Annotated in this window: 22 protein-coding genes and 2 pseudogenes; 14 read left to right on the top strand and 10 right to left on the bottom strand. The window is 73.0% G+C overall.

Features of this window, described 5'->3' with window-relative positions; all coding sequences use genetic code 11:
* Positions 1-50: 50 nt before the first annotated feature.
* Positions 51-989 (top strand): non-homologous end-joining DNA ligase, encoded by a 939-nt coding sequence (gene ligD / locus B1205_RS04580; protein ID WP_089154484.1) that lies wholly within the window; start codon positions 51-53, stop codon positions 987-989.
* Positions 979-1893, top strand: coding sequence for a non-homologous end-joining DNA ligase (gene ligD / locus B1205_RS04575; protein ID WP_089154483.1), 915 nt, complete (start codon positions 979-981; stop codon positions 1891-1893). The genes ligD (B1205_RS04580) and ligD (B1205_RS04575) overlap by 11 nt, the downstream gene beginning before the upstream one ends.
* On the opposite strand, the gene B1205_RS04570 is transcribed toward ligD (B1205_RS04575), so the two are convergent.
* On the bottom strand, positions 1820-2890 hold the full coding sequence (locus B1205_RS04570; protein ID WP_089154482.1) for a hypothetical protein: 1071 nt from the start codon (positions 2888-2890) through the stop codon (positions 1820-1822). The two genes, ligD (B1205_RS04575) and B1205_RS04570, sit on opposite strands and share 74 nt — an antisense overlap.
* A 151-nt stretch (positions 2891-3041) precedes the next feature.
* On the opposite strand from B1205_RS04570, the gene B1205_RS04565 reads away from it, so the two are divergent.
* Positions 3042-3779 (top strand): TIGR03089 family protein, encoded by a 738-nt coding sequence (locus tag B1205_RS04565; RefSeq protein ID WP_089154481.1) that lies wholly within the window; start codon positions 3042-3044, stop codon positions 3777-3779.
* Between the two features lie 33 nt (positions 3780-3812).
* Here B1205_RS04565 and B1205_RS04560 read toward each other — a convergent pair whose 3' ends face one another.
* Both B1205_RS04560 and B1205_RS04555 read right to left on the bottom strand, forming a co-directional pair.
* Positions 3813-4082, bottom strand: a complete 270-nt coding sequence (locus tag B1205_RS04560) for a hypothetical protein (RefSeq protein ID WP_089154480.1) — start codon at positions 4080-4082, stop codon at positions 3813-3815.
* On the bottom strand, positions 4079-4342 hold the full coding sequence (locus B1205_RS04555; protein WP_254909719.1) for a DivIVA domain-containing protein: 264 nt from the start codon (positions 4340-4342) through the stop codon (positions 4079-4081). The genes B1205_RS04560 and B1205_RS04555 overlap by 4 nt, the downstream gene beginning before the upstream one ends.
* A 279-nt stretch (positions 4343-4621) precedes the next feature.
* On the opposite strand from B1205_RS04555, the gene B1205_RS04550 reads away from it, so the two are divergent.
* Both B1205_RS04550 and B1205_RS04545 read left to right on the top strand, forming a co-directional pair.
* Entirely contained in the window at positions 4622-4831 is a 210-nt protein-coding gene (locus B1205_RS04550) for a winged helix-turn-helix domain-containing protein (protein ID WP_089154478.1), read from the top strand.
* Positions 4832-5287: 456 nt separating this feature from the next.
* A complete protein-coding gene (locus tag B1205_RS04545) occupies positions 5288-6226 on the top strand; it encodes a zinc metalloprotease (RefSeq protein ID WP_089154477.1) in 939 nt (312 codons plus the stop codon).
* Positions 6227-6288: 62 nt separating this feature from the next.
* Here the strand turns inward: B1205_RS04545 and B1205_RS04540 are convergent, their stop codons facing one another.
* Entirely contained in the window at positions 6289-6582 is a 294-nt protein-coding gene (locus tag B1205_RS04540; RefSeq protein WP_089154476.1) for a hypothetical protein, read from the bottom strand.
* Positions 6583-6656: 74 nt separating this feature from the next.
* Positions 6657-8281, bottom strand: a pseudogene (locus B1205_RS04535) (DNA repair helicase XPB).
* Positions 8282-8455: 174 nt separating this feature from the next.
* Here B1205_RS04535 and B1205_RS04530 point away from each other — a divergent pair.
* Positions 8456-9331, top strand: a complete 876-nt coding sequence (locus tag B1205_RS04530; RefSeq protein WP_089154475.1) for a L,D-transpeptidase family protein — start codon at positions 8456-8458, stop codon at positions 9329-9331.
* A gap of 115 nt (positions 9332-9446) precedes the next feature.
* Complete coding sequence (locus B1205_RS04525) at positions 9447-9683, top strand: hypothetical protein (protein WP_089154474.1); 237 nt, start codon at positions 9447-9449, stop codon at positions 9681-9683.
* Positions 9684-9686: 3 nt separating this feature from the next.
* On the opposite strand, the gene B1205_RS04520 is transcribed toward B1205_RS04525, so the two are convergent.
* Entirely contained in the window at positions 9687-12152 is a 2466-nt protein-coding gene (locus B1205_RS04520; protein WP_089154473.1) for a helicase-associated domain-containing protein, read from the bottom strand.
* A 37-nt stretch (positions 12153-12189) separates the two neighbouring features.
* Between B1205_RS04520 and B1205_RS04515 the strand changes: the two genes are divergently transcribed.
* Positions 12190-12813, top strand: coding sequence for an HAD family hydrolase (locus tag B1205_RS04515; protein ID WP_089154472.1), 624 nt, complete (start codon positions 12190-12192; stop codon positions 12811-12813).
* A gap of 28 nt (positions 12814-12841) precedes the next feature.
* Entirely contained in the window at positions 12842-13228 is a 387-nt protein-coding gene (locus B1205_RS04510; RefSeq protein WP_073826071.1) for a cold-shock protein, read from the top strand.
* Here the strand turns inward: B1205_RS04510 and B1205_RS04505 are convergent.
* A complete protein-coding gene (locus B1205_RS04505; RefSeq protein ID WP_089154471.1) occupies positions 13189-14019 on the bottom strand; it encodes a 1,4-dihydroxy-6-naphthoate synthase in 831 nt (276 codons plus the stop codon). The genes B1205_RS04510 and B1205_RS04505 overlap by 40 nt on opposite strands.
* Before the next feature lie 311 nt (positions 14020-14330).
* Between B1205_RS04505 and B1205_RS04500 the strand changes: the two genes are divergently transcribed.
* Positions 14331-15233: a GNAT family N-acetyltransferase gene (locus B1205_RS04500; protein ID WP_089154470.1), complete on the top strand. Its 903-nt coding sequence runs from the start codon at positions 14331-14333 to the stop codon at positions 15231-15233.
* On the opposite strand, the gene B1205_RS04495 is transcribed toward B1205_RS04500, so the two are convergent.
* Entirely contained in the window at positions 15205-15855 is a 651-nt protein-coding gene (locus tag B1205_RS04495) for a futalosine hydrolase (RefSeq protein ID WP_089154469.1), read from the bottom strand. The two genes, B1205_RS04500 and B1205_RS04495, sit on opposite strands and share 29 nt — an antisense overlap.
* Positions 15852-17495: an MFS transporter gene (locus B1205_RS04490; RefSeq protein WP_089154468.1), complete on the bottom strand. Its 1644-nt coding sequence runs from the start codon at positions 17493-17495 to the stop codon at positions 15852-15854. The genes B1205_RS04495 and B1205_RS04490 overlap by 4 nt, the downstream gene beginning before the upstream one ends.
* Before the next feature lie 65 nt (positions 17496-17560).
* Here B1205_RS04490 and B1205_RS04485 point away from each other — a divergent pair, with 65 nt between their 5' ends.
* Entirely contained in the window at positions 17561-18400 is an 840-nt protein-coding gene (locus B1205_RS04485) for a DUF3027 domain-containing protein (RefSeq protein ID WP_089154467.1), read from the top strand.
* Positions 18401-18404: 4 nt separating this feature from the next.
* Here B1205_RS04485 and B1205_RS04480 read toward each other — a convergent pair whose 3' ends face one another.
* Positions 18405-18668, bottom strand: coding sequence for a DUF2530 domain-containing protein (locus B1205_RS04480; RefSeq protein ID WP_089154466.1), 264 nt, complete (start codon positions 18666-18668; stop codon positions 18405-18407).
* A gap of 93 nt (positions 18669-18761) precedes the next feature.
* Here B1205_RS04480 and B1205_RS04475 point away from each other — a divergent pair, with 93 nt between their 5' ends.
* From B1205_RS04475 to B1205_RS04465, 3 genes and pseudogenes are all read left to right on the top strand, one after another.
* Positions 18762-20243 (top strand): NCS2 family permease, encoded by a 1482-nt coding sequence (locus tag B1205_RS04475; protein WP_089154465.1) that lies wholly within the window; start codon positions 18762-18764, stop codon positions 20241-20243.
* A 61-nt stretch (positions 20244-20304) separates the two neighbouring features.
* Positions 20305-20754, top strand: coding sequence for a MarR family winged helix-turn-helix transcriptional regulator (locus B1205_RS04470; protein ID WP_176308422.1), 450 nt, complete (start codon positions 20305-20307; stop codon positions 20752-20754).
* 69 nt (positions 20755-20823) lie between these two features.
* Positions 20824-22046 (top strand): annotated as a pseudogene (locus B1205_RS04465) (MFS transporter).
* Positions 22047-22085: the final 39 nt, after the last annotated feature.

The raw sequence follows: 22085 nt of genomic DNA, 5'->3' as shown, positions 1-22085 counted from the left end.
AAACGATCGAACGGGACGCACGCCCTTCCGCGTGCAACTACAGTCAGGAGGTGCCCGGCGCGCCGTTGAAGCCGATGCTCGCGACGACCGGGCAGATCCCGGCCGGTGCCGGCTGGGCGTACGAGTTCAAGTGGGACGGGGTCCGGGCGCTCGCCGACATCTCCCGCGGCGACCGGCACTTCTACGCCCGCTCGGGCGTCGAGATCACCACCGCGTACCCCGAGTTGCTCAACCTGGCCGAGCAGGTCGACGACGCGCTGCTCGACGGCGAGGTGGTGCTCTTCACCGACGGGCAGCCGTCGTTCACCGCGCTCGCCGAGCGGATGCACGTACGCAACCCGGCCAAGGCGGCCCGGCTCGCGGCGACCGTACCCGTCACGTACATGATCTTCGACCTGTTGCGGCTCGACGGCCAGGACCTGACCGCCCGGCCCTGGCGGGAGCGGCGGGCGGCGCTGGAGGCGCTCGGGCTCGGCGCCGCCCGGTGGGCGGTGCCGCCGGTCTTCGCCGACGGCCCGGCCACCTACGCGGCGGCCGGCGAGCACGGGTTGGAGGGGGTGATGGCCAAGCGGGTCGACTCGGTGTACCGCGCCGGGGTGCGCTCGCCGGACTGGGTGAAGGTCAAGCTGGAGGTCACCGGCGACTTCGTGGTCGGCGGTTGGCGCCCCGGCGCCCGCCGGGTCGGCGGGCTGCTGGTCGGCGTGCCCGGGCCGGACGGGCGGCTCGTCTACCGGGGGCGGGTCGGTGGTGGCATCGGCGCGGCGATCGAGCGGGAGCTGCTGCGCGAGTTGGAGCCGCTGCGCGCCGCCGCGTCGCCGTTCGCCGCCGGGGTGCCGCGCGAGGATGCAAGGGGCGCGATCTGGGTAACACCCCTGGTCGTGGTGGAGGTCAAGTACGGCCAGCGGACACCGGACGGCCGGCTGCGCTTCCCGCGGATCCTGCGCCTGCGCCCGGACAAGCCGCCCGAGGAGGTCTCCGATGCCGGCTGACCGGTTCAAGGTCGAGGTCGAGGGGCGCTCGCTGGACCTGTCCAACCTGGACAAGGTGCTCTTTCCGAAGGCCGGCTTCACCAAGGGCGAGGTGATCGACTACTACACCCGGATCGCCCCGGTGCTGCTGCCGCACCTGCGCGACCGCGCGCTCACCCGGATCCGCTTCCCCAACGGCGTCGACGGCGGCTCGTTCTTCGAGAAGAACGCACCCGCCGCGACCCCCGGTTGGGTACGCACGGAGAACCTGCCCGCCCCCGGGTCGAGCAAGGGGCGGGAGACCATCGACTACGTGGTCTGCGACGAGCTGCCCACGCTGGTCTGGCTGGCGAACCTGGCGGCGTTGGAGCTGCACACGCCGCAGTGGAGGATCGGCGCGCACCCGGACATGATGGTCGTCGACCTCGACCCGGGCACCCCGGCGTCGCTGAAGCAGTGCTGCCAGGTGGCGTTGCTGATGCGTGACCGGCTGGCCGCCGACGGTGTCACGGCCTGCCCGAAGACGTCGGGCAAGAAGGGCATGCAGCTCTGCTGCCCGATCGCCGGCACCCAGGACGCCGAGGTCGTCTCCGGTTACGCCAAGCGGATCGCCCAGGAGTTGGAGCAGGCGCACCCGAAGTTGATCGTGTCGAAGATGGCGAAGAACCTGCGCCCCGGCAAGATCTTCATCGACTGGAGCCAGAACAACGCGGCGAAGACGACGGTGGCGCCGTACTCACTGCGCGCCCAGGCGGTGCCGGCCGTGTCCACGCCGCTGACCTGGGACGAGGTGGAGGCCGGTGCGGCCGGGAAACGGCCGTCGACCCGCCCGTACCCGGCCGACGAGGTGCTCAAGCGGGTGGCGAAGCAGGGTGATCTGCTGGCCCCGCTGCTCGACGGCGGTCCCGAGTTGCCCGCCCGCTGACCCGCCACCACGCGCCGCCGACCAGGAGCAGCACGATGACGCTGATCGCCACGTCGCCCACCAGGTCCGCCGCCGGGCTCGACGGGGCGTAGGTCGGCACGTCGTACGCGAACGCGGCGGCGACGAGCACGGTGGCCGAGCCGGCGGCGAGCACATGTCGTCGCCCCCACCCGGCTCGCCGGGACCAGCGCGTGAGCAGGACGGCGGTGACCGCCGCGAGCGCGAGCGCGACCCCGATCCCGGGCCAGCCGGGCAGCAGGCCGGCACCGACGTAGGCGACCGCCACCGCCAGCCCCGCCCAGACCGGAGGTGGCGCGGAGCGGGCGGTCTGCTCCTGCTCGAAGCCGGCCGCGCGGGACCGGTCGGCGGGTCGCCGGGCGCGCAGCAGGGCGGCGGCGATCAGGGCCAGCGTGACCCCGGTGGCGAACGCGAGCTGGACCGGCGTGGCCAGGAAGCCCTTCCGGCCGCCGTCGTCGGCGAAGACCAGCAGGCTGCCGGCGAGCCAGAGCGACGCGACCACGACCAGCCCCGGACGGCCCAGCCAGGGCCGCGACCGGCGGCCCGCACCGAGGTACGACTCGACCAGCGCGATCGACGCGCAGATGGTCAACGCCACATGGTTGCCCACGTAGTCGACCGCCTGCCGGGCGCTGAACCCGAGACCGGGCACCAGCGTCGACTCGGCGGCGTCGCGGGTGTCGGCGAACTGGGTGTCGTCGAGGTACCCGGCGTTGAACAGCGACTGGTCGACCAAGCCGGCCTGGACCACGCCGAAGGCGGCGGCGAGCAGGACGATCCCCGGCCAGCCCAACCCGAGCCGTCGAGTCGTCTCCCGGATCAGCAGCGCCGCCCCGCCGTACATCGGGGCGAGCACGACCACGACGAACGGCATACCGGCGAGCGTGAAGCCGCCCCAGGCGCACTCGGCGGTCCAGGGCGCGAGCAGCAGCAACGCGACGGCCGGCGCGAGTAGCCGGCGTGGAGGCTCGGTTGTCATGGGTGCACCGTGCCGCGTCGGCCCGGCCCGCCGATACGGCCGTCGGGCGAGGGGACCCGCGACCAAAGTCGACGGCCGGCGCGCGACGACGATGTCGCCCGATCGGATCGTCCGGCTAGGGTGAGCTGACCGCCAGGGAGGAGCCCAGCCGATGCCCGCACCCGTACCCGCCGCCGTGGCGACCGACGAGCCGCTGCTCAGCTACCTCGACGATGCCACCGGCGAGCGCACCGACCTGACCGGTCCGCAGTTGGGGGAGTGGGCGGCCCGCACCGCCGGGCTGCTGCGCGACGGCTGCGGGCTGCGCCCCGGTGACCGCGTGGCCGTGCTGCTGCCGCCGCACTGGCGTACCGCGGCGGTGCTGCTCGGCGCCTGGTCGGTCGGGTTGACGGTCTCCTTCCGGCCCCGCGCGCTGGCCGGCCTGCCGGTGCTCGAACCGGGCGCGGACCGGCCGTACGACGCGGTGTTCGTTACCCCGGAACGGCTCGACGACTGGCTGGAGGACGTGCCCGACGGCACGCACCGCTATCTGGTCGGCACCGGCCCCGGCGCGCTCGGGTCGGGCGTCGGCGGGTCGGGCGAGGTGCCGGCGGGCTGGCTGGACTGGTCCGCCGAGGTGCTGCGGCACCCCGCCGACCCGCCGGACTACACCGCCGTGGACCCGGCCGACCCGGCCACCCCGGACGGCACCAGCTTCGGCGCGTGGCGTCGGCTGGCCGCGGAGGTCGCCGAGCAACTCGACCTGCGCGCCGGTGACCGGTTGCTGGTCGACCCGGCCGCACACGAGCAACCCCTGAAGTGGCTGCTGGCCCCGCTCGCCGCCGGCGCGACGGTGCTCATCCACGCCAACCCCAGCCGTCCCGCCCCACCCCACACCCGCCGCCTCTGACCGGGACGCGCGCTCCCGGTCGGCGTGGGTCGGTCACCGCCCCCGGGGCCAGGGCGCACGGCGGGCGCACGCCGACGCGTGATCCACCGGCAACGCGCACCGGCCACCGCCGTCCGGCAGCGGCCGGTCACAGAAGACCCAATGGTGTACGCACTGCGCGTCCTCGGCCGACACGGTGACCCCGCCCGGCTCCACCCGAGCGCTGAGCTGGGCCAGCACCCGGGCGGCGGTGCGGGCGAAGATGCGCGCCCGGTGCAGGTCCGGCGCGGTCACCGGCAGGTGGATCACCCAACGCGCGGTCATCGGTAGCGGTGCTGCGCCGACTGGGCGCGGAGCGCGTTGGTGACGCGTACGTTCTCCTGCCGCAACGCGACCACCGTGGCCTGCGCGACGGCCAGTTCGTCGGCGACGCGGTGCAGGAAGGCGCGGATCTCGGCCGGGTCGAGGCCGCGTCGACGCACGGTGAAGCAGCGTTCCCGCACCTGCGAGGGGTGCAGCGGGGAACGGTACGGCGGTGGGGGTTCGTCGGGCCGGCGGGCCTGCCGGCGGAACGGGTTGCGCACGAGGTGACCGCCCTTCGGAGGAGTTCGCGCCCAGGGGAGCGCGTTGCGTGTTGACGTCCCGGGCGATGCGGGCCGGTACGAGAGGTGCCAACCGACCGCACAGCACCGCATCACCGAGAGCGACGGTATCGACACCGAACCACCTATGTCAAGAACGTCGCCGAGTCACCTACCCACCTATGTCACCCGTGCTACATGTGTTGCCTCTGTCGAAAAACGTGATCGATACTGGGCGGGCCAACCGACTGCAAGGGGCCCGACGTGCCTATCCCGCCCACCATGGATGAACTGCTCGCCGACCTGTCGAAGAAGATCAAGGACGGCACCTATCCGCCGGGTTCCCAGCTTCCCTCCGGGCGGAAGTTGGCGGACGACTACGACGTCTCGCAGTCCACGATCAGCCGTGCGGTGGCGAGGTTGCGGGAGCGGGGCGTGTTGGTGGGTCGCCCCGGCCGAGGCGTCTTCGTCGCCGAATCCGCCGGCCGGTGAGCGGTGGCGTCGCCAGTTCGGTGAAGTGGCGGCATCGTGCCACCGGGATGGCACCACTTCGGCGAACTGGTGTCGGTCTCCCCGTTAGGCGACGAGATCCGGGCATCACCAAGGCGAGCGATATGACACAGGGTCATAATAATGACTGAGAGTCATATCGCGTGAGGGTGGAGTGCGTCTCTGGCGCGTTGAGGGCCGCAGCACGCGAGATCTTGGTGCGAAATGGCCCCTCCAGGGGCCGATTCATACCAAGATCTCCTCGGTGCCCAGATCAAGAGCGCTGCGACGGGCTCCAGGAACTGCTGCGAAAGCTGACCTGGGCGGCCGGCCCCGTCGAGGGCTGTTGCGGACACCGCTGACGTGTTCTCATGTCGGGACGACGACGTCATCGATCCGCAGCTTTGACGACCCCGCGTCGGTTCCGTGTTCCTTTCTTGCCTCTCGAAAGGTGCAGCGATGCACAGGAAACCGACAGTCCACCTTGCGGTGCTCGCCATGGCCGCCGCCACGTTCCTGACCGGCGGGGCGCAGGCCACGGCCTCCGCCGCACCGGCGGCGACCTGCCAGCCCGGCGCGGACACGCACAGTGCCGCCCGGGTACGCGAAGGGGCCACCGCCCAGGAGCCGCAGCTCTACTCGGAGAACGAGGCCAAGGCGTACGGCGTGATCAAGGACGTGCCGCGTCTGGCCAACGGCAGCGTCAACGTGCCGACGATCTTCCACATGGTTTCCGACCACGAGTTGAGCGCGGCCGAGAAGGCCCGGTGGAACACGCTGATCGCGGCGCAGATGACCGTGCTCAACGACTCGTACGCGGGCCGTACCGCCGCCGACGCCTCCGACACGCCGTTCCGCTTCTCGCTCGTCGACACCACCTGGACCGTGAACAGCGCCTGGTACACGGTGGTGCCGGGCAAGAACGAACGGGACATGAAGAAGGCGCTCTACACCGGTGACTCCCGCACGCTCAACGTCTACGCGGCGAACATCGGCGGCGGGCTGCTCGGCTGGGCGTACTTCCCGAAGGGCTACAACAACGGCCGGGACTACATCGACGGCGTCGTGATGCTCGACGAGTCGATGCCGGGCGGCACGGCCGGCAAGTACGCGCTCGGCGACACGCTCACCCACGAGGTGGGGCACTGGCTGATGCTGGAGCACACGTTCGCCCACGGCTGCTCCGCCTCCGGCGACTTCGTCGCCGACACCCCGCGTGAGGCAGCGCCGCAGTTCAACTGCCCGGTCGGTGCGGACACCTGCACCGCGCCGGGGCTCGACCCGATCCACAACTTCATGGACTACACGCAGGACTCCTGCATGAACATGTTCACCCCGGGGCAGGCCGACCGGATGAGCGACGCCTGGGTCGCGTTCCGCGCCAGCGGCAAGGGCTGACCGTCACCGGAGGGGACGGCCGCATCGCACCGTGGCCGTCCCCTCCGCTTGCCTGCCGGTACTCAGCAGGTGGTGTTGCCCAGCGGCACCCAGCCGTCCTGCGACGGGAACTCGGCGCCGTGGCCGTACACCCAGGCGTCGTTGTCCTCGGCCCAGCCCCCGTGTGCGCGGAACCCGCGCCCGGCGGTCAGGGTGCGCAGCACGGTGCCGTGCGGTTGGGCCCGCAGCCAGGTGTTCTGCGTGAGGTTGCAGACGAAGCCGGGCGCGTCGCTCGCCGAGGCGGACGTGGGTGCCACAGCCGCGCCGGCGAGGCCGACGGTGACGACGGTCAGTGCGGAGAGAATACGGCGGTTCACTCGGGTCCCTTCTGGTGCTCCAGTGACGGTCCCCGATTGTGCCACTGTGGACCGACAGCCCCGGGCCGCTGCGGTTACTCCACCGTAGGCAGCGGCGGGCCGAGAACGTCGTCGGCGTCCACGATGGTGTACGCGTAACCCTGCTCGGCGAGGAAGCGCTGCCGGTGCGCGGCGTACTCGGTGTCGATGGTGTCCCGCGACACCACCGTGTAGAAGTGCGCCTGCCGGCCGTCGGCCTTCGGCCGCAGCACCCGGCCCAGCCGCTGCGCCTCCTCCTGGCGGGACCCGAACGTGCCGGACACCTGGATCGCCACCGCCGCCTCCGGCAGGTCGATCGAGAAGTTCCCGACCTTCGAGAGCACCAGGGTCCGCAACGAGCCGGAGCGGAACGCGTCGAACAGCCGCTCCCGCTCCTTGTTCGTGGTCGAGCCCTGCACGATCGGCGCGTCCAGATATTCGCCGAGCTGGTGCAACTGGTCGAGGAAACCGCCGATGACGAGCACCTGCTCGTCCGGGTGCCGTTCCACCAGGGCGCGGACCACCGGCAGCTTGGTGCGGGCGGTCGCCGCCATCCGGTAGCGCTCCTCCGCCTCCGCCGTCGCGTACGCCATCCGCTCCGCGTCGGTCAGCGTCACCCGTACCTCGGTGCACTCCGCCGGGGCGATCCAGCCCTGCTGCTCGATGTCCTTCCACGGCGCGTCGTACCGCTTCGGGCCGATCAGGCTGAACACGTCGCCCTCCCGGCCGTCCTCGCGTACCAGAGTCGCGGTGAGGCCGAGCCGGCGGCGGGCCTGGAGGTCCGCCGTGAAGCGGAAGATCGGCGCGGGCAGCAGGTGCNGAACGCGCCGCCGCGCCGCGAGGTGAGCACCTGGTACGTGGCGATGGTGACCGGGCGGATCTCCTTGCGCTCGCCGGAGTATTCCCCGATCTCCTCCTCGGTCAGCGACGTGCGCGCGATCAGCTCCCGCTTCCACTGCCGCCCGGCGACCGTGTTCGTCACCAGGATCAGCGTGGTCGCCTTCGCCTCGGCCATCGCGGCTGCGCCGACCAGCGTCTTGCCGGCGCCGCACGGCAGCACCACCACGCCCGAGCCGCCGGCCCAGAACGCCTCCACCGCCTCCCGCTGGTACGACCGCAGCGTCCACGCCTTGCCGCCGTCCTTCCCGGACTCGGCCAGGTCGATCGGGTGCGCCTCACCGTCGACGTAGCCGGCCAGGTCCTCCGCCGGCCAGCCCAGCTTCAACAGCGCCTGCTTGAGCCGGCCCCGCTCGGACGGGTGCACCGCGATGGTGTCGTCGTCGAGCTTCGCGCCGAGCATGCCGGCGAGCTTCTTGCTCTTCGCCACCTCGACCAGCACCACCCGGTCCAGGGCGCGCAGCACCAGCCCGTGCACCGGGTCGTTGGCGAGTTGCAGCCGGCCGTACCGGTCCATCGTCTCGGCCACGTCCACCAGCAGCGCGTGCGGCACCGGGTAGCGGGAGTACTTGATCAGGGAGTCGACCACGCCCTCGGCGTCGTGCCCGGCGGCCCGCGCGTTCCACAGGCCCAGCGGCGTGAGCCGGTAGGTGTGCACATGCTCGGGCGAACGCTCCAGCTCGGCGAAGGGCGCGATGGCCATCCGACAGGCCTGCGCGTCCGGGTGGTCGATCTCCAGCAGCAGCGTCTTGTCCGACTGCACGATCAGTGGTCCACCGCTCACGCCGCGTCCTCCTCGCATCGCCCGGGAAACGTGCCCGCACGGCGGCTGACCTGCCGAAGGCGGACCATCCAGTCTTGCACGCCCGGCGAGGTCGGAAAAAAGTCTCGCTGGACAGGCAACGTCATACTCCACCCACACGTCTAGCAAGCGGGGCAACTGTCCAGGGGAGGGCCCATGCAGCGTGTCCGGTTTTTCGCCCGGGTCGTCGGTCTGGCGGTCGTCGTACTGGTCGGCGTCGGCGCGTGCGCGCTCGATCCGCAGACGAAGGACGCCGGGGGCAGCACCCCCGCGCCCGTCGGGCTGACGGAGGCAGCATCGGGGGCGAGCGCGCCGCCCACGCCCGAGCGGTCCGCGACGTCCCCGTCGGCGCAGCCGAGCCGGACGGCCACGCCGAAACCCACCCGGACGCCGAAGGCGACCGCCACCACGAAGCCGAAGGCCACGCCGAGCCGGCCCGCCGGGTGCCCGGAGGGGGAACACCAGCGGGCCGTGGAGAAATACCTGAGTCGGCTGGGCGGTTTCGGGACGCTGAGCGTGGACGGTGCGCAGTCCGCCGCCGACTGCGCCGCGATCAGGAAGTTCCAGAGCCGGTACGGCATCAGCCCGGCCACCGGTCGCGCCGGCCCCACCACGTACGACGTGGCGAAGCGCCTGGCGGACACCGACGTGTCGCGCTGCCGTGCCGGTTCCCGGCTCACCTTCTGCGTCGACCTGACCCGGCAGACCGTGTGGGCGATGCGCGGCGGCAAGGTGGTGCTGGGTCCGACCGTCACCCGCACCGGCATGTCCGGGTACGCCACGCCGGCCGGCACCTACTCCGTCGGCGGCCGGAACCTGAAGGAGTGGTCCAACCCGTACGAGGTGTGGCTGCCCTACTGGCAGCAGTTCAACGGCGGGATCGGCTTCCACGAGACGACCACCTACCTGCACAACGGCGCGATCGGCTCGCACGGCTGCGTCAACCTGCTGCACCGCGACGCGGTACGCCTCTGGGAACTGGGCTCGATCGGCACCCGCGTCGTGGTGATCGGCCGCCGCCTGGGCACCTGAGCCCGCCCGAGCCCGTGACCGGACCGGCCGGATCAGGGTTTTAACCCCTGTCCGCACGCTTCGGTCGGTGCCACTGTAGAAGCCGGGGCCACCACGGGGCGGGGAGGGGCTTGCCATGACCGTCGACCAGGACATGCTTCGGGAGAACGAGCGGACGCGGCAGCACGGGGTCTCCATGGCGGTGATGGTCGGTTACGCCGCCGCCGCGGTGGGCGTTTTCGGGTGGTTCCTGTTCGGGCTGCTGGTGCAGCGGCAGGGCTTCGTCGACTCGGTCGGCGAGTCCGCCGGTGCGGCGTTCGCGCTGCTGCTCGCCGTCTCGGTGGTCGGCACGCTGCGCCGCAACGGCGAATAGGGGTCACTCCTGGAGCACCGCGGCCGTGATCCGGTGCAGCGCGAACGTGTGCAGCATCTCGGTGCGGTCATCCTCGGCACGCAGGTAGCCGGCGCCGATGGACACCGGCCGCACCAGCCGGGACGCGGTCGCCCCGTGCGCGTCGACGTAACCCACCCAGACCAGCGCCTTGTCCCGTACCGCCTGCTGGAGCACGGCCAGCGCGTCGCCGTGCCCGAGCACCGGCGCCGGGCCGGTGACCGCCGCGCCGCCGCGGACCACCGCCGGGGCCCGCCGCGCCGCCCGGGCCGCCGCGTCGCCCCGGCGGATGTGCTCGACCACGCCGAGCAGGCGGGGCATCGGCAGCTTCGGCGTGGCCAGCGGGTCGACCACGCGACCGGTGACCGGTGTGCGGGCCGGCGCCCGCCGGGTCTTCGGCCGGGCCAGCACCGTCGCGCCGCTGGCGTCCTCGGGCACTGGCGCGTACCCGGCGTCGCGCAACGCGGTCAGCATCCGGTTGACCTGGTACGGCGTGACGAGCACGGTCGGGGCCAGCCGGCGGAACGCCAACGGCTCCAGTCGCCGGTCCGCCTGCACCTCGGTGAGCAACGCCTCGTCGTCGCTGCGCACGTAGCCCCCGGCGGAGCCGACGCGCAGCCCACCGTGCTTGCGGGCGACGTCGTCCACCAGATAGGTCAGCCCCTGCGGCACCGGGGTACGCGACCGGCGGCGGAACAGCGCGTGCAGGTCGTCGGCGGTGTAGCCGGCGTCCAGGGCCCGCCGGATGCTCGCCGTGGTGACCCGGTGCACGCTCGCCCCGCCCGCCGACTCGTGCTCGGCGATGACGTCCAGCTCGGCGGCGAGCGCCGGGTCGGGCGGGCCGGGCACCACCACGCTCAGGTCGGCCTGCACGAGCACGTGGTCGACCGGGGCGGGCAGCAGCGCATCCAGCGCGCGTACCGTCGTCGACGGCTCGCCCGACTCGGCGTCGGAGCGCAGCCCGAGCGGGTCGTCGCCCCGCTCGTCGGCGTCGGTCGACTCGGCCAGCAGCAGCCGCCCGTACGAGGTGAGCGCGCCCAGCCCGGTCACGCCCAGCCGGGCCGCCTCCACCAGCACCTCCCGGTGCGCGGCCTCCCGACCCCGCGCCCGCCGGGGCGCCCGCCAGTCCAGTGTCTCCAGCACCTCGTCCGGGGTCGGCGCGGCGCCCTGCGGCAGGTCGGTCAGCACGGCGAGCACGGCCCGCCGGGCGGCTGGCGCACCGGCGCGTTCCGCCTCGGGCGAGAGCACCGTGATCGGCCGGTCCCGGTCGTCGCGCTGCCCGACCAGGCCCGCCTGCCGGGGCATCGCCAGCCAGGCGCGGGCGAGCTGCTCCCAGCGCTGGGCGAGGGAGGCCGCCCGCCACACCTCGTACCCGCCGGTGGGCATGATCTGCTGGTCACCGCCGTACCGGGTGCTGGCCGCCCCGGTCAGCTCCAGCTCGCCGACCAGCCCGGCCGCGTACGCCACCTCGAACAGCAGCGCGGTGGTCGGCTCGTCCAGCCCGAGGCCACGGGCGAGCCGGCGCAGGTCCCGCACGCCGACACCGCCGGAGCGCAGCACCGGGGCCGGCTCGACGACGAGCGCCTCCAGCAGCGCCTCGGTGTGGCGTACCACCTCCATGGTCTGCCCGGCGCCGGCCGAGTCGACGGCCTTGACCTCGCGGGAGGGGCCGGAGACCACCGGCGGGCTGGTGCGCAGCGGGCCGAGCGGACCGGCGTCGCGGCGCAGCACCAGCCCCACCTCGCGGGGCAGCTCGACGGTGCCGTTGCGGCCGCCGGACATGCGCACCAGGAGCCGGTGCTCGACCAGCCAGCGGATCGGGGAGCCGGTGGGTGCCCCGCCGTTGACCAGGTCCGGCGGGAGCACGTCCTCGGCGCCGGTGGCCGGGGCCTCCAACGCGCCGGGGGCGACGGTCCCGACCGGTGGGCCGGCGGCGAGCCGGTCCAGGACCGCGCGGGCCGAGGGCGGCGCGGCGAGCAGCGTCCGCCGCAGCTTCGCCGGCTCCGCGCAGAGGGCCGCCGCGCGCGGGTCCAGCTCCGCCGCCGGCCGGCCGAGCCCCGCCGGGTACGGGGACACCTCGTCGACGCCGCCCACCACGTACAGGTCGTGTTCGGGGCCGTACAGCAGGAACCGCGCCCGGAGCCGGTCCACCGCGGCGCGGACCGCGGTCGGGGCGGGCGGGTGCGGCCCGGCGGTGGCCATGGCGAGGATCTGGTCGGTGGAGGTGACGCCCTCGGGGCCGCGGGTGAGGCGGGCGGCGTCGAGGATCTGGAGGGTGAACTGGTCCAGCCCGTCGAGCGCCCGGGCCACGGAGACCCGGGACTGGGCGCGCAGAGCGAGGGCGGACACGTCGGCCGGCACCGGCACGACGAGGTCCGGCCGCAGTTGGAGCAGGGCGGCCAGGGACTCGTCGGGCAGGGCCCGCAGATGGTCGGCGAGTGAGGTGGTCATCGTCGTACCACGCTAGCCCGCCGGGTAGGTTCTCGGCATGTCTCCGCTGATGGTCGGCTTCGACCTCGACATGACCCTGGTCGACTCCCGTCCCGGCATCGCGGCCGCCTACCGGGCGCTGACCGAGCGCACCGGGGTGCCGGTGGACGCGGACCTGGTGGTGTCCCGGCTGGGCCCGCCGCTGCGCACCGAGCTGGCGAACTGGTTCCCGCCGGAGCGGATCGAGGAGGCGGTGACGCTCTACCGGGAGCTGTACCCGGCGTACGCGATCACCCCGACCGTGCCGATGCCGGGCGCGGCGGCGGCCCTGCGCGCGGTGCACGAGCGCGGCGGCCGGGTGATGGTCGTGACGTCCAAGATCGGCCGGCTGGCGAAGCTGCACCTGGACCACCTCGGCCTGCCGGTCGACGCCCTGGCCGGTGACCTGTTCGCCGAGGAGAAGGCGACCGCGCTGCGGGAGCACGGCGCGACGCTCTACGTGGGCGATCACGTGGCCGACATGGCCGCGGCGCGGGCGGCCGGAATCCCGGGGGTGGGAGTGGCGACCGGCCCCTGTTCCACCGACGAGTTGAGCGAGGCCGGGGCCTACCTGGTGCTGGATGATCTCACCGAATTCTCGGCGGCGGTCGACCGGATCGTCGGGCTAGCCTTGGAGGCGTAGACGGTTCGAGTGGAGCGGGGTTCGACAGGTGCCGACGGGTCGAGTGAAGTGGTACGACGCGGCCAAGGGATACGGGTTCGTCACCAGTGACGAGGGTGGCGACGTGTTCCTGCCGAAGGGCGCGCTACCGGCGGGTGTCGCCGACCTGAAGGGTGGCCAGCGGGTCGATTTCAGTGTGGTGGACAGCCGGCGGGGTGCCCAGGCCATGGGGGTCAAGCTGCTGGAGGCGCCACCGTCCGTGGCGGAGCTGCGTCGCCGGCCGGCCGAGGAGTTGCACGGTCTGGTCGAAGACATGATCAAGGTGCTGGAGGCGAAGGTCCAGCCGGACCTGCGCCGGGGGCGCTTCCCGGATCGCAAGGCCGCGCAGAAGATCGCTCAGCTCGTCCACGCGGTGGCGCGCGAGCTGGAGGTCTGAGGGACGAGCCCGGCGTCGGCGGCCCGGCCCAGCAGCGCCTCCACGGCGGCGAAGCCGGCCTCTCCCAGGTCGGCGGTGAACTCGTTGACGTAGAGGCCGATGTGCCGGTCCACCACGTCGGGCTCCATCTCCTGCGCGTGCGCGAGCACGTACCCCCGACTGGCCTCGGGATCGGCCCAGGCCTGCCGCACCGACTCGCGGATCCAGGCCGCGGCCTCGACCGGGTCGACCGCGCCGCGGCGGGCCAGGATCGCGCCGAGCGGGATCGGCAGCCCGGTGTCGCCCTCCCACCACTCGCCCAGGTCGACCAGGGCGGTCAGCCCGTGCCGTGGGTAGGTGAAGCGGGCCTCGTGGATCACCAGGCCGGCGTCGTACCGGCCGGCCGCCACGCCCGGCATGATCTCGTGGAACGGCACCACCTCGATCCGCGCCGGGGCCTGACCCGCCGCCCAGAGCCGGAACAGCAGGTACGCCGTGGTCCGCTCGCCGGGCACCGCGACCGTCGCGCCGGACAGGTCGGCCCGGTCGCCCCGGGTCAGCACCAGCGGGCCGCAGCCCCGGCCCAGCGCGCCCCCGCAGGGCAGCAGGTGGTAGTCGTCGAGCAGCCAGGGCAACGCCGCGTAGCTGACCTTCACCAGGTCGAACGCTCCCCGCTCGGCCGCGGTGTTGGTGACGTCCACGTCGGCGTAGGTCACCTCGACCGGCGGCGCACCCGGCACCCGCCCGTGCACCAGCGCGTCGAAGACGAACGTGTCGTTGGGGCAGGGAGAAATCGCCAGGGAGAGCGCCACGCCCCCACCGTAACTCCGCCCGCCCTCCGGCCCGTCATCCCGGTTCCCGGGCTGCCGCTTCCCGTGCCGGCGCAAGCACCGCTCTTCGGCCGCTAGGAACTTGATGGCGTGGATGAGTCGCCCTTGACGCGGTGCCTGCCCCGCCATCGTCCCACTCCCGCCTCGCTGTTGGCGCGACCCGTTCTCGCCATCAAGTTTGTAGGCGCGCCGGTGAACCTTCCCGTCCCCAGCGGAACGGCTTTTCCACAGGGTTGTCCACAGGTGGACGGCGCGGGGTGGAGGGTGGCGGCGCGACAGCAGAACATGGCTAGATGACCGACGCCGAGCTGATCATCGATCTGGGTGCGACGCTGCGAGCGCTGCGCCGAGCGGCGGACCTCAGCCAGCGCGAGCTGGCCGCCAGGTCGGGGGTGCCGCAGACGACCGTCGCCCGCATCGAGGCCGGGCGGTCGGTCGGGCCGAGTTTCCGCACCGTGGAGCGGCTGGTCGCCGGGGCAGGCGGCCGGCTCACCATCGCGTCGTCATCGGACGCGGGGCAGCCACCGCTCGTCGTGGGCACGAGGACATCGGAGGTGTGCATCGGAACGTCGTCCGCGGAGCTGCGGTCGGTGCCGCAGGAGGCGCTACGGGACGCGGCGGGTCGGCACTGCCCGGCGCACCTGGACGCCCGCGCGGTGCGCGAACCGAAGGACTGGCCCGGTGCCTGGTGGGCACACTGGCCGGGCCAGTCGGCCGGCTACTCGTCCCCCTTGCCGGCCGTGACGTATCGGCTCGACCGGGACCAGCGGGACCGCGACCGTCGCCGGGAGCGCGTGCGCCGGGACTGTCGGGTCCGTCGATACCTCGATCCGGCCCTTCCGACGACGTGCTGGCGGTTCGTCGCCGAACTGCCCGACGGCGAGCTGGTCGGCGAACTGCGCGCACACGAGCGAAGCGACGAACTGCTCCTCGGCTATCCGTTGCCGGATCGGCACCATCTCGTGCTGGACGGGGTGCTGGTCGCGCCGGCATACCGGCGGCTCGGCATCGGGCGGCGGCTGTTGACCGTGTTGACCGCCGAGATGGCCCGGTGCGGCGTGCCGTCGGCCCATGCCGTCACCGAGGACGACGGAGCGCGCCTGCTCCACCGGTGTGGATTCACCATCGAGTCGAGGCGGGCGGCGGTGATGCGGTTCGATCAGGCGGTCAGTGGAGAGCGGCGGCGGCGGTGGTGAGCGCGGCGAACGCGTCGCGCATGCGCCACGAGTCGCGGTCGCGGGGGCCGATCGGGTTCGAGACCGTGCGCAGCTCGGCGAAGGGGACACCGGCCTGGGCCGCGGCGACGGCGACGCCGTACCCCTCCATGGCCTCGGCCACCGCGTCCGGGTGCCGGTCGGTGAGGGCCGTGGTGCTCGCGGCGGTGCCGGTCACCGTGCTGACCGTGAGCACCGTGCCGACGGTGGCCGCCGGCAGCGCGGCGCGCAGCGCGCCCAGCAGCGCCGGGTCGGCGGGCACGGTGCGGCCGACCCCCAGCAGGTCGGCGGGCATGCCCAGCTCCTCGACCGGGAGGAAGCCGGCCGGCGACTCGGCGCCGAGGTCGGCGGCGACGCTGCGGTCGGCCAGCACGGTGCCGCCGACCGCGACCCGGCCGACGAAGCCGCCCGCGATGCCGGCGCTGACCACCGCCCGGTACGGCCGGCCGGCCGCCTCGGCCAGCGCCAGCAGCCGTGCCGTGGCGGCCGCGGCGACGGCCGGGCCGACCCCGACCGGGCGCACCGTCACGCCCGGGTCGGTGAGGCCGGCGCGAACCGCCTCGGCCTCGGCGGGCACCGCCGTGACCACCAGCAGCCCGGTCACGCCAGCGGCCCCCGGGGGTCGCGTCGGGTCTCGTCGTCTGCCGCGCCGGGCCCGCCGACGGACGACGAGGGGCGGTAGATGTGGAACCCGGGCGGCGCGAGGTCGTCGTCGTCCGCCGGTGGCGCGTCGGCGCGCTGCGGCGCCGGCGAGGTGGGTGCCGGGTCGTCGAACGAGGTGACGGCCGGTCCGCCCGCCCCGGTGACGCCCGTCCCGCCCGGCGCGCCGACCGGTGCCGCCGCCAGCTCGTCGTCGCCGAGCGGCCGGCCGAGCAGGTGCTCACCGCGCAGCCGGCCGGCGACCAGCACCCCGCGTACGGCCACCAGCGCGGCCACGCCGGCGACGACCGACACGCCCATCAGGCCGGTGAACGGCACCAGACCGAGGCCGCCGCCGGCCACGAAGGCGAGCATCAGCGCGGTCTCCGAATGGGCGAAGGAGCTGGCCCGCAGCCGTTCCGGGATCCGTTCCTGGATCGAGGCGTCCACCGCCAGCTTGGCGATCCCGCTCATCAGCGCGGCCACCAGGCAGAGCAGCGCCACCATGGGAAGGGAGAACTTGATCGCGGCGAGCACCGCCACACCGGCCACGATGACGGTGCCGCTGGACTGGATCGCGGTCGGCCGGTGGATGCGCAGCCGGGTGCCGATCGCGGTGGCCAGGAACGTGCCCACCGCCAGCGCGCCGCCGACCAGGCCCAACGCGCCCTGGGCACCCAGGGTGCGGCCGAAGAAGTCGGTGGTGAGGTCGCCGGCCTTGATGGCGAAGGCGAGGAAGAGCAGCAGGAAGCCGTAGAGCCCACGCAACGCGGCGGCCCCGATCAGCGTGGCGATCACCAGGCGGCCGGCGGGACGGCCCCGGCCCAGCGGGCGCTCACCGTCGCGCCGGCGCATCGCCCGCAGCGGGCGCGGCATCCGCTCCGGCGGTTCGGAGTCGGCCTTCGGCGGCAGCCGGAGCGAGATCACCATGCCGAGCAGGAAGATCACCGAGGCGACCCGGAGCGGCCACTGCGGCCCGAACCAGAACGCGGCCAGCCCGATCGGGGCGACCAGCGCGCCGGCGACCGTGCCGTACACGCTGGCCCGCGCCCCGACCTGGGACAGCCCCAGGCCGTCGGGGAGCAGCCGGGGCACTGCCGCCGAGCGGGCCACGCCGTAGGCCCGGGAGAGGGCGAGCACGCCGAACGCCGCCGGGTAGAGCCCGAAGCCGCCGATGTAGTCGGAGATCAGCCAGGCCAGGAACGCCCGGCCGAGCATGGTGGTGGCCAGCGCGTAGCGGCGACCGTGGCGGAAGTGGTCGAGCAGCGGGCCGACCACCGGCGCCAGCATGGCGAACGGGACCATGGTCACCAGCAGGTAGAGCGCGACCTTGTTGCGTGCCTCACCCAGCGGGACGTCGAAGAAGATCGTCCCGGCCAGGCCGATCGCGATCAGCGTGTCCCCGGCGCAGGAGAGCGCGTGCAGGTCGAAGAGGCGCACCATGCCCACCTCGTTGCCGGCACTGCGGGCCCGGGCGGTGCCGGCCCGCCGGGTCATCCAGCGCCCACCGTGCAGTGAGCCCCGCAGCAGCAGCCGGGAGGCGCGGATGCCGGTGCCGACGGTACACCCGAGGAAGGAGCGGCCGGAACGGGAGGACAGCGCCATGTGTCCCATCCTGGCCCATCTGCGCCGCGCGTGCCGCATCACCCGGCGAGAAGTCCTCGACGGGCATGGGGAACAATGGACGGGTGACCAGGCCCGCCTCCGCCCGCGCTCCCCGGCTCGACCAGGTCTGCGCCGCCGCCGTCGAGGTGGCCCGCGACGCCATCACCGAGGTGGAGCCGACCGACATCGGCGACCATCTCCAAGCCGTCGCCGAGGGCGACCGGCTCGTCACCCACTACTTCGAATGCCGGATGGCCGGCTACCGCGGCTGGCGCTGGGCGGTCACGGTGACCCGGGTCGCCCGCAGCAAGCACGTCACCATCTGCGAGACCGTGCTGCTGCCCGGCCCGGACGCGCTGCTCGCCCCCGGCTGGCTGCCCTGGCAGGAGCGGCTCAAGCCGGGCGACCTGGGCCCGGGCGACCTGCTGCCCACCCCGGCGGACGACGAGCGGCTCGCCCCCGGCTACCTCCTCTCCGACGACCCGGCCGTCGAGGAAACCGCCTGGGAGTTGGGCCTGGGCCGGCCCCGGGTGCTGTCCCGGGAGGGACGGGCCGATACCGCCCAACGGTGGTACGACGGCGACCACGGGCCGGACGCCGCCATCTCTGCCGCCGCGCCCGCCGCCGCCCGCTGCGGCACCTGCGGCTTCTACCTGCCGCTGGCCGGCGCGCTGCGCCAGGTCTTCGGCGCGTGCGGCAACTTCTTCGCCCCCGACGACGGCCGGGTGGTCAGCGCCGACCACGGCTGTGGCGCCCACTCGGAGACGATGGTCGACACCGCCGAGACGCCGGTGGAGGAGCTGCCCACCATCTACGACGACAGCGCGGTCGAGGCCATGTCGGTCGGCCCGGCCCCGGGCCCGGCGGAGGCGGCCGAGCCGGCGGAGCCGTACGGGCAGCCCTGACCGGTCAGCCCTGACGGTCGGCGGTGGCCGCCCGACGGCGGCGTCGGTTGGCGTCGTGCCGCATCATCGTGGCCAGGCCGGGAAAGCCCCACAGGAAACCGGCGAGGCAGGTCCAGAGCCAGTTCTGGTGGTCGTGCGCGGTGAGCCAGTCGCGGAAGAAGAGCAGCAGCACCAGACCGGCCACCGCCCAGGCGACCAGCCCGGCGACGGCGAACGGCACCATCGGCGGGTCGAGCGGCTCCGGCCGCGGCGGTTGCTCCTGGGGCACCGACTCAGCGTACGTGATCGTTCTTTCCTGTCTGCCGGGTGATCTGCGACGATGCGCGCGACACAACTGGCTGATCAACATGATGAGGACCCGATGGCCATTGCCCCGCCGGCGGACCACGGCACACCGCCCGACCCCGCGCATCCGCGCAACGCGTTCGACCGTTTCTTCGAGATCTCCGCCCGCCGGTCGACGCCCGGACGGGAGATCCGCGGTGGCTTCGCCACGTTCTTCACGATGGCGTACATCGTGGTGTTGAACCCGCTGATCCTCGGCGGCGCGGAGGACGGCGAGGGACGTACGCTGGCCATCCCGGCACTGGCCGCGGCGACCGCGCTGGTCGCCGGCCTGATGACCATCCTGATGGGGGTGGTGGCCCGGTTCCCGATCGCGCTGGCCGCCGGGCTCGGTGTGAACGCGCTGGTCGCCTTCGAGATCGCGCCGCAGATGACCTGGGCGGACGCGATGGGTCTGGTGGTCATCGAGGGTGTGCTGATCGGCATCCTGGTGCTCACCGGGCTGCGTACCGCGGTGTTCCGCTCGGTGCCGACGCAGCTCAAGACCGCGATCGGCGTCGGCATCGGCCTGTTCCTCACCATCATCGGCCTGGTCGACGCCGGGTTCGTCCGGCGGCTGCCGGACGCGGCGAACACCACCGTGCCGGTCGGGCTGGGCATCAACGGCAAGATCGTCAGCTGGCCGATGCTGGTCTTCGTGGTGGGCCTGCTGGTCACCGTGGTGCTGGTGGTACGCCGGGTGCGCGGCGCGATCCTGATCGGCATCCTGTCCTCGACCGTGCTGGCCATCATCGTCGAGGCGATCGGCAACATCGGCCCGTCCTTCGTCGACGGCAAGCCGAACCCGAAGGGCTGGGCGCTGAACGTGCCCGAGCTGCCGAAGCAGGTGGTGGACCTGCCGGACCTGTCGCTGCTGGGCAACTTCAACGTGCTGGACTCGTGGACCCGGGTGGGTTGGCTGGTCCCGCTGATGTTCGTCTTCACGCTGCTGATCACGGACTTCTTCGACACCATGGGCACGATGGTCGCGATCGGCCAGGAGGGGGACATGCTCGACGAGCAGGGCACCCCGCCGCGGGCCAAGGAGATCCTGCTGGTCGACTCGATCGCCGCCGCCGCGGGTGGCGCGGCCTCGGTGTCGAGCAACACGTCGTACATCGAGAGCGCCGCCGGGGTCGGCGAGGGCGCGCGGACCGGGGTGGCCAACCTGGTCACCGGCACCCTGTTCCTGCTGGCCATGTTCCTGGCGCCGCTGTCGGCGATCGTGCCCTTCGAGGCCGCGTCGACCGCGCTGGTGGTGGTCGGCTTCCTGATGATGACCGCGGTCCGCACGATCGACTGGACCGACTACGAGATCGCCCTTCCGGCGTTCCTCACCATCGTGCTGATGCCGTTCACCTACTCGATCTCGAATGGCATCGGGGCCGGCATCATCAGCTACGTGCTGGTGAAGCTGGCGAAGGGCAAGGCCCGGGAGGTCCACCCCCTGCTGTACGGCGTGGCCGTGCTCTTCATCCTCTACTTCCTGCGCGGGCCGATCGAGTCCGTGGTGCTGTGACGCTGGTGAGCCTGGTCATAACGCACGTCGTTAGCCAGGCTCATTAGTTAAGCTAACGACTGTGACGGAGCGGACGGTGACGGCGGAACGCGTGCCACCGGCGCAGTTGGCCCCCCAGCTGCGAGATGCGATCACCCGACTCAACCGGCGGGTCCGGCAGGCCCGACCGGTCGGCGACCTCACGGTCACCCAGCTGTCGGCGCTCACCAGCCTCAGGCTGGCGGGTGCCCTCACGCCACGGGAACTGGCCGACGTCGAGCGGGTGCAGCCGCCCACGATGACGAAGATCGTCGCGAAGTTGGAGGAGCGCGGCCTCGTGCAGCGCACCCCCCATCCGACCGACGGACGGCAGGTCATCCTGGCGGCGACCGAGGGGGGACGGGCCGTGCTCGACCAGTTCGAGCGCGCCCGCAACGAGTGGCTGGCCGACCGGCTGGGCGCGCTCACCGAGTCCGAACGCGAAACGCTGCGGCGGGCCGCGGAGATCCTCCAGGGGATCGCTCGCGCCTGACCTCGCGTCGCGCGGTTCGCTTCGTCCTTTGTCGATGAGGCGTACCCGACGCGAGGAGGCGCACCTAGAGTGCAGGCCAAGCTGAGCACGATGTTCCAGTCCCTACGAGTCCGCAACTACCGACTCTTCGCCACCGGACAGCTGATCAAACTGATCGGCGTCTGGATGATGTTCATCGCCCAGGACTGGCTCGTCCTTGAGCTCAGCGACAACTCCGCGACCGCGCTCGGCGTCGTCACCGCGTTGCAGTTCACCCCCGTACTCCTGCTCACGCTGCTCTCCGGCCGCCTCGCCGACCGGTACGACAAGCGGATGCTGCTCTTCGTCGCCAACGCGTTCTGGACCGTGCTGGCGCTCGGCATGAGCCTGCTGGTCCTCACCGGCCTGGTGCAGCTCTGGCACGTCTTCGCGTTCGCCGCCCTGCTCGGCGTGTCCAACGCGGTCGAGACGCCGGTGCGGCAGGCGTTCGTCTCCGAACTGGTCGGCGTGCCACTGCTGCCGAACGCGCTCTCGCTCAACGCGGCCGTGTTCAACTCCGCCCGGATCGTCGGCCCCGCCGTCGCCGGCCTGGCCATCGCCGCCTTCGACGTCGGCCCGGTCTTCCTGGTCACCGCGCTCAGCTCGATCGCCCCGCTGGTCAACGTGGTCCGGATGCGCCCCGCCGAGCTGCACCGCAAGGACCTGCCGCCGGTCGGCGAGCGGGACCAGGCCCGGGTGGTCGACGGCCTCCGGTACGTGGCACGCCGCCCCGACATCCTNCCCTCGCCGCGCTCGCGAAGACCGTCTTCCACACCGGCGCCGCCTCGTTCGGCCTGTTCAGCACCGCGCTCGCGGTCGGCGCGCTGGTCGGAGCGCTCGCCGGCACCGGCCGGCGCAGCCGGCCCTCGGTCTGGCTGGTGCTCGGCGCCGCGATCGCCTGCGCGGTCTTCGGCACGCTGGTCGGGCTCGCCCCGGCGTACTGGCTGGTCGTGACGCTGCTGCTGCCCGCCGGGTTCTTCATGATCTACTTCGCCCAGGCCGCCAACCAGCGGGTGCAGCTCGGCGTCGACGCCTCCTTCCGGGGCCGGGTGATGGCACTGTGGGTGCTGGTGTTCCTGGGCACCAACCCGGTCGGCGCGCCGATCATCGGGTGGACGGCCGAGACGTTCGGAGCCGGCGCGAGCATCTGGATCGGCGGGTTGATCTCGCTGGTAGCCGCGCTGCTGGCGCTGGCCTGGCAACTGCGGCACTCCGGTGCCCGGCTGCGCCTGCAGGTGCTCCCGATGCCCCGCTTCTACGTGGTCTCCGAGTGAAAGGAGGGGGCCCCTGTTAACGCATTCTGCATAGGAGGG

The organism is Micromonospora sp. NBS 11-29, from assembly GCF_002140155.1.
In the GTDB taxonomy this organism is placed as follows: Bacteria; Actinomycetota; Actinomycetes; order Mycobacteriales; family Micromonosporaceae; genus Micromonospora.
The sequence above is the reverse complement of the archived record's forward strand: the minus strand, read 5'-3'. Positions and strand labels throughout refer to the sequence as shown.